The 5011-nt window shown below is 70.6% G+C and carries 5 protein-coding genes and 1 pseudogene; 3 read left to right on the plus strand and 3 right to left on the minus strand.

What is annotated here, in order from left to right:
- Nucleotides 1–985, plus strand: a 985-nt coding sequence (locus RMO85_RS06925; protein ID WP_310527933.1) for a 5'-nucleotidase, incomplete at its 5' end; no start/stop codon positions are given.
- Between the two features lie 107 nt (nucleotides 986–1092).
- Here the strand turns inward: RMO85_RS06925 and RMO85_RS06930 are convergent.
- A complete protein-coding gene (locus RMO85_RS06930) occupies nucleotides 1093–2868 on the minus strand; it encodes a glycoside hydrolase family 15 protein (protein WP_310527934.1) in 1776 nt (591 codons plus the stop codon).
- Nucleotides 2869–2896: 28 nt separating this feature from the next.
- On the opposite strand from RMO85_RS06930, the gene RMO85_RS06935 reads away from it, so the two are divergent.
- Together RMO85_RS06935 and RMO85_RS06940 are read left to right on the plus strand one after the other, a co-directional pair.
- The gene (locus tag RMO85_RS06935; protein ID WP_310527935.1) at nucleotides 2897–3385 is read left to right on the plus strand and encodes a CinA family protein; all 489 of its coding nucleotides are present in this window, start codon (nucleotides 2897–2899) and stop codon (nucleotides 3383–3385) included.
- Nucleotides 3386–3431: 46 nt separating this feature from the next.
- Nucleotides 3432–3752, plus strand: coding sequence for a helix-turn-helix transcriptional regulator (locus RMO85_RS06940; RefSeq protein ID WP_310527938.1), 321 nt, complete (start codon nucleotides 3432–3434; stop codon nucleotides 3750–3752).
- A gap of 1 nt (nucleotide 3753) precedes the next feature.
- On the opposite strand, the gene RMO85_RS06945 is transcribed toward RMO85_RS06940, so the two are convergent.
- Both RMO85_RS06945 and RMO85_RS06950 read right to left on the minus strand, forming a co-directional pair.
- Entirely contained in the window at nucleotides 3754–4545 is a 792-nt protein-coding gene (locus RMO85_RS06945; RefSeq protein ID WP_310527948.1) for a DNA-formamidopyrimidine glycosylase family protein, read from the minus strand.
- Nucleotides 4538–5011 (minus strand): annotated as a pseudogene (locus tag RMO85_RS06950) (DEAD/DEAH box helicase); the annotation flags it as partial. The gene RMO85_RS06945 and the pseudogene RMO85_RS06950, both read right to left, overlap by 8 nt.

Consider the following 5011-nt stretch of genomic DNA (forward strand, 5'->3'; position numbering starts at 1 on the left):
GGAGAACGTCGACGGTGTCGTGACGTTCGAGGAGGCCAACTCGGTGCTGCCGTTCGTCAACAACGTCAGCTACGTCGACGTCACCGGTGCGACGCTCAAGAAGATCCTCGAGCAGCAGTGGCAGCCCGCCTCGGCCAGCCGGCCGTTCCTGGCTCTGGGTATCTCCAAGAACGTGCAGACGATCCTCGACCAGACACGCGCCGCCGGCGATCGCGTCGTGTCGATCTCCGTCGACGGGGTTGCGGTCGACCCGGCCAAGACCTACACGGTCTCGACGTTCAGCTTCCTGGCGCAGGGCGGCGACAACTTCACCGCCTTCCTCGAGGGCAAGTCCACGGACACCGGCGCCATCGACCGCGACCTGTGGATCGACGGCTACTTCAAGGACGGCGTCACCAAGTCGCCGTCCTCGGTCAGGCGCCAGATCTTCGCCACCGGCCTGAAGAGCAGCTACAAGTCAGGCGAGAAGGCGAGCATCGTCTTCGACAAGCTCGACATCAACTCGCTGGGGATCGCGCCCAACACCAAGCTCGACCTGGTGAGGGTCAACCGCGACAAATCCACGCTGACCTTCGGCACCACACCCGTGACCAACGGCCAGGCGCGGGCCGTCTTCACGGTGCGCGGCGGCAAGCAGGTGAACATCGTCGCTCAGGGCTCGAAGACGACCATCAGTCGTGCCGTGACCCAGGGCAAGCCGACCCTCGCCAAGAGGGTCTTCCCGAAGGCGAAGAAGATCAGGTCGAAGAGGACCAGGGCGCGGATCAAGGTCAAGCTCACGTCCGACGTGACTGTGCCGGTCGAGGGCCGCGTGAAGGTCCGCGTCGACGGTCGCACGTACAACGCCAAGGTCGTGGACGGCGTGGCGAAGGTCAAGCTGCGCGCATTCCCCGAGGCTGGCAAGTACCGCGTCGTGGTGCAGTTCAAGGCCAACGACACCTTCCAGGGCGCGCGCCAGAAGTTCACGGTTCGCGTCAGGCGCTGATCCACGGGTGAGGGGCTCGGACGTTCCGGGCCCCCCACCGCCGTGCGCCGCACCACCAGCACCACCTTCACTCGACGTGGTGAGGCTGCGCGTGCGCTGAGGCCGCGTCAGCGAGGTCGCAGGGACAGCGCAGCCTGGACCAGGGTCAGATGGCTGAACGCCTGCGGGAAGTTGCCGGCCATCCGGTCACCGTCGATGTCGTACTCCTCCGACAGCAGCCCCACGTCGTTGGCGAGCGCGCAGAGCCGATCCATCAGCGCGTGGGCGTCACCGAGGCGACCGGCGAGGGCGTAGGCCGAGACCAGCCAGAACGAGCAGGCCAGGAACGGGTGCTCGTCACCCGCGAGGCCGTCGACTCCGGTCTGGGTGCGGTAGCGCCGCAGGAGGCCGTGGTGCATGAGGTCCTCCTCGACGGCCCGGATCGTGCCGAGCATGCGCTGGTCGTCCCCGGGCAGGAACCCCACCAGCGAGATGTTCAGCAGGCTCGCGTCCACCTCGCGCGTGTCGTAGTGCTGCGTGAAGGTGCCGCGCTCCGCGTCGAATCCCTTGTCCAGGACTTCGGCCCGGACCTGCTCTCGCAGCGCCCGCCAGCGCTCCACCGGCCCGGGGAGCCCGTGCTCCTCGACCGCCTTGATGGCGCGGTCGAAGGCGACCCACACCATCACCCGCGAATGCGTGAAGTGCCGCAGGTCTCCGCGGATCTCCCACAGCCCGTTGTCCGGTCGGTCCCAGTGCTCGGCGAGCTCGTCGACGAGCGCGCGCTGGAGAGCCCAGCTCTGGCGCGTCTCGGTGATGCCCGCTCTGCGGGCGTCCTCGAGCGCGGTCATCACCTCGCCGAGCACGTCGGTCTGGCGCTGGTCGACCGCGGCGTTGCCGATACGGACCGGGGTCGAGCGCTCATAGCCGCCGAGATGGGGGAGCACGCGCTCAGGGAGCTGACGCCCGCCGTCGACGGCGTACATGATCTGGAGGTCCTCCGGGTCGCCCGCGACCGCGCGCAGCAGCCAGTCGCGCCAGTCGCGCGCCTCGTCGGTGTAGCCGGCCGCGAGCAGCGATTCGAGGGTGAGCGCGGCGTCGCGCAGCCAGCAGTAGCGGTAGTCCCAGTTGCGTTCGCCGCCGAAGTCCTCGGGCAGGCTCGTCGTCGGCGCCGCCACGATGCCGCCGGTCTCGGCGTGCGTCAGCAATCGGAGGGTGAGCAGGCTGCGGCGTACGAGATCGATGTGGGGGACGTCGCCGGCGCAGAGGCCCGCCCAGCGCTCGTGCTCGACGCGGGTCGCCTCGATCCGGTCCTCGAACGGAAGGGGTTCGGGCAGTGCGCGCCAGGAGCGGACCCAGGTCGTGGCGAACGTCATCGTGTCGCCGGCCGGCAGATCGAACTCGTCGTCGTGTCGTCCGTCGACGGCGTGCGGCAGCCGCGGACCGCGCAACGTCAGCTTGTCCGGCCCGGCCACGGCGACGATGACCGTCTCGCCGGCCACCTCCTGTCGCGACACCCACGGCCGGACACGGCCGTAGTCGAAGCGCACCACCCACTCGTGCCGCACACGCACGGTGCCCTCGGTGCAGCGGATGGTGCGAACGAGGTCTGCGCGGGCGTCGCACACCGGCATCACGTCCCGCAGCACCAGCACCCCCGTCGGCGTGGTGAACGTCGTCTCGAGGATCGCACTGTTCCCGACGTACGTCCGGGTCGTCGTGACTCCGGCGACGTCCGCCGGCGCGAGGAGCCAGCGGCCGTTCTCACGCTTGCCCAGCAGGGCCGCGAAGCAGGCCGGTGAGTCGAAGCGGGGGAGGCAGAGCCAGTCGACCGAGCCGTCCTTGCCGATCAGGGCGGCCGTGCCGCGATCGCCGACGAGCGCGTAGTCCTCGATGGGGAGAGCCATGCGGGCCAACGTAGCTAGGGTCTCCCACATGAGTGCAGACGCCCCGGATCTCGTTGCGTCGCTGACGTCGCGCCGCGTCACCGTGGCCACGGCGGAGTCGCTCACGGGCGGTCAGCTCGCGGCCCTGTTCACCTCGGTGCCGGGAGCGTCCGCGTGCTTCGTCGGGGGAGTCGTCGCCTACGCGACGGCGGTGAAGGTCTCGGTGCTCGGCGTCGCGCCGGCGATCATCGAGGAGTACGGCGCCGTGTCGGGCGAGTGCGCGGCGGCGATGGCCTCCGGTGTGGGGGCGCTGGTGGGCGCGACCTACGCCCTCGCCACCACGGGAGTGGCCGGTCCAGACCGGCAGGAGGGCCATCCGGCCGGCCACGTGTGGATAGCCTGCGCCGGGCCCGGGGGCGTGGAGACGCGGCTGCTGTTGCTCGACGGCGACCGTGCGGCCGTCCAGGAAGCGAGCTGTCGCGCCGCGTTGTCGGTGCTCGATGGCATGCTCCGCAGGGAAGATTCGGGTCTCGGGTAGCGTTGGCCATCACAGGTCCCACTCAACCTCTACGAAGGACAAGCGCATGGTGCTCTTTCGTCGGCTGCTCGGCGATGTGCTTCGCAGCGAGCGGATGCAACGCGGCATGACTCTGCGCGAAGTCTCTGCCGAGGCACGGGTGAGCCTCGGCTACATCTCCGAGATCGAGCGCGGCCAGAAGGAAGCGTCCTCGGAGCTGCTCGCCTCGCTGTGCATGGCGATGGACCTGCCGCTCTCCGACGTGCTGCGTGAGGTCTCCGATGCCGTGGCGATCGAGGAGCGTGCGCTCGGTCTGCACAGCGTCGCCGCGACACCGATCGCGGCGGCTCGCGCCACCGCCGGCGACGTGGTGGCGTCCGCGGCCTGAGTCAACCAGCCGGAAGCGGCTGGCAGGTCGGACACCAGTAGATCGCGCGTTCGCGCCCGGGCTCCCCACGCATCGCCACCTGGATGGGCGTGCCGCACCGACGGCACGGTGACCTGTCGCGACGGTAGACCCACATCCGCTCCCGGGGGCGGAGGTTGCCGGTCGTGGACTGGATCGCCCGTGCGGCGTTCTGCTCGAGCATCAGCTTGGCCCGGTGCACCAGCCGCGGCAGGTCGCCGACCTCTCCCACCGGGAGGCGCGGGTGGACGCCGCTGGTGAAACAGAGCTCGGCGGCGTACATGTTGCCGACGCCGGCGAGGTTGCGCTGGTCGAGCAGCGCGGCGGTCACGTCGCGGTCGGGGGCGGCGCGGAGTCGGCTCAGGGCCTCGTCCTCGTCCCAGTCAGGGCCGAGGAGGTCGGGCCCGAGGTGGCCCACGACCTCGCCTTCCTGAGCGGTCTCGATCAGCTCGACGATGCCCAGGTTGAACCCCACGGCGGTGACGTCGCCGGCTTCGAGCAGCACCCGCACCTGGCTGGCGGGTCGCTGCCACGTCTCGCCCGGTCGGTAGACCCGCCAGGCACCCTCCATCTTCAGGTGGGTGTGCAGGGTGAAGCCGGTGTCGGTGCGGGTGAGGAGGTGCTTGCCGCGCGAGACGGTCTCGGTCACCGTGGCGCCGCTCAGGTCGGCGGTCGCGTGTTGCGGCACCCGGAAGTCGGTCCGGGTCAGCACGCGGCCGGACAGTGAGCGGTCGAGCAGGCGGGCCGCCCGGAAGACGGTGTCGCCCTCAGGCACGCATCCTCAGCCCCTTGGGCGTCGAGACGAACCCGGACGCGTTGAGCGCCTGGCGCAGCGGAGTGTCACCGCCACCGAGCAGGGCCGCGCCGTCGGCCTTCTCGACCGTCAGCTTGCCGAGCGCTCCGCGGCGGGTGGCGTCGGCCAGGGCGGACGCCGCCGTGGTCAGCCGCGCGGTGTCGTCGCTCCACGTCAGGAGCGTGCGGCCGCCGCGTTCGACGTACAGCGTCAGGGCACCGTCGACGAGGACGACCACGGCCCCCGCCTTGCGCCCCGGCCGGTGGCCGTTGTCGCCGGTGTTGGCAGGCCACGGCAGGGCGGCGCCATAGGGGTTGGCGGGGTCGGTCGCTGCGAGCGCGAGGGCGTGCGGCAACGAGTCGTCGGGCTCGGAGAAGGTGCGCAGCCGGTCGATGGCACCGGCGGCGCCGAACTGGGCGGCGCCCAGGCCCTCGATGAAGTAGCCGCG

This window comes from Nocardioides sp. (assembly GCF_031422975.1).
In the GTDB taxonomy this organism is placed as follows: Bacteria; Actinomycetota; Actinomycetes; order Propionibacteriales; family Nocardioidaceae; genus Nocardioides.

Excerpts from the sequence above, each read along its gene's own strand:
- RMO85_RS06930 (WP_310527934.1), bottom strand. The coding sequence starts at position 2,868 with ATGGCTCTCCCCATCGAGGACTACGCGCTCGTCGGCGATCGCGGCACG.
- RMO85_RS06935 (WP_310527935.1), top strand. The coding sequence starts at position 2,897 with ATGAGTGCAGACGCCCCGGATCTCGTTGCGTCGCTGACGTCGCGCCGC.
- RMO85_RS06940 (WP_310527938.1), top strand. The coding sequence starts at position 3,432 with ATGGTGCTCTTTCGTCGGCTGCTCGGCGATGTGCTTCGCAGCGAGCGG.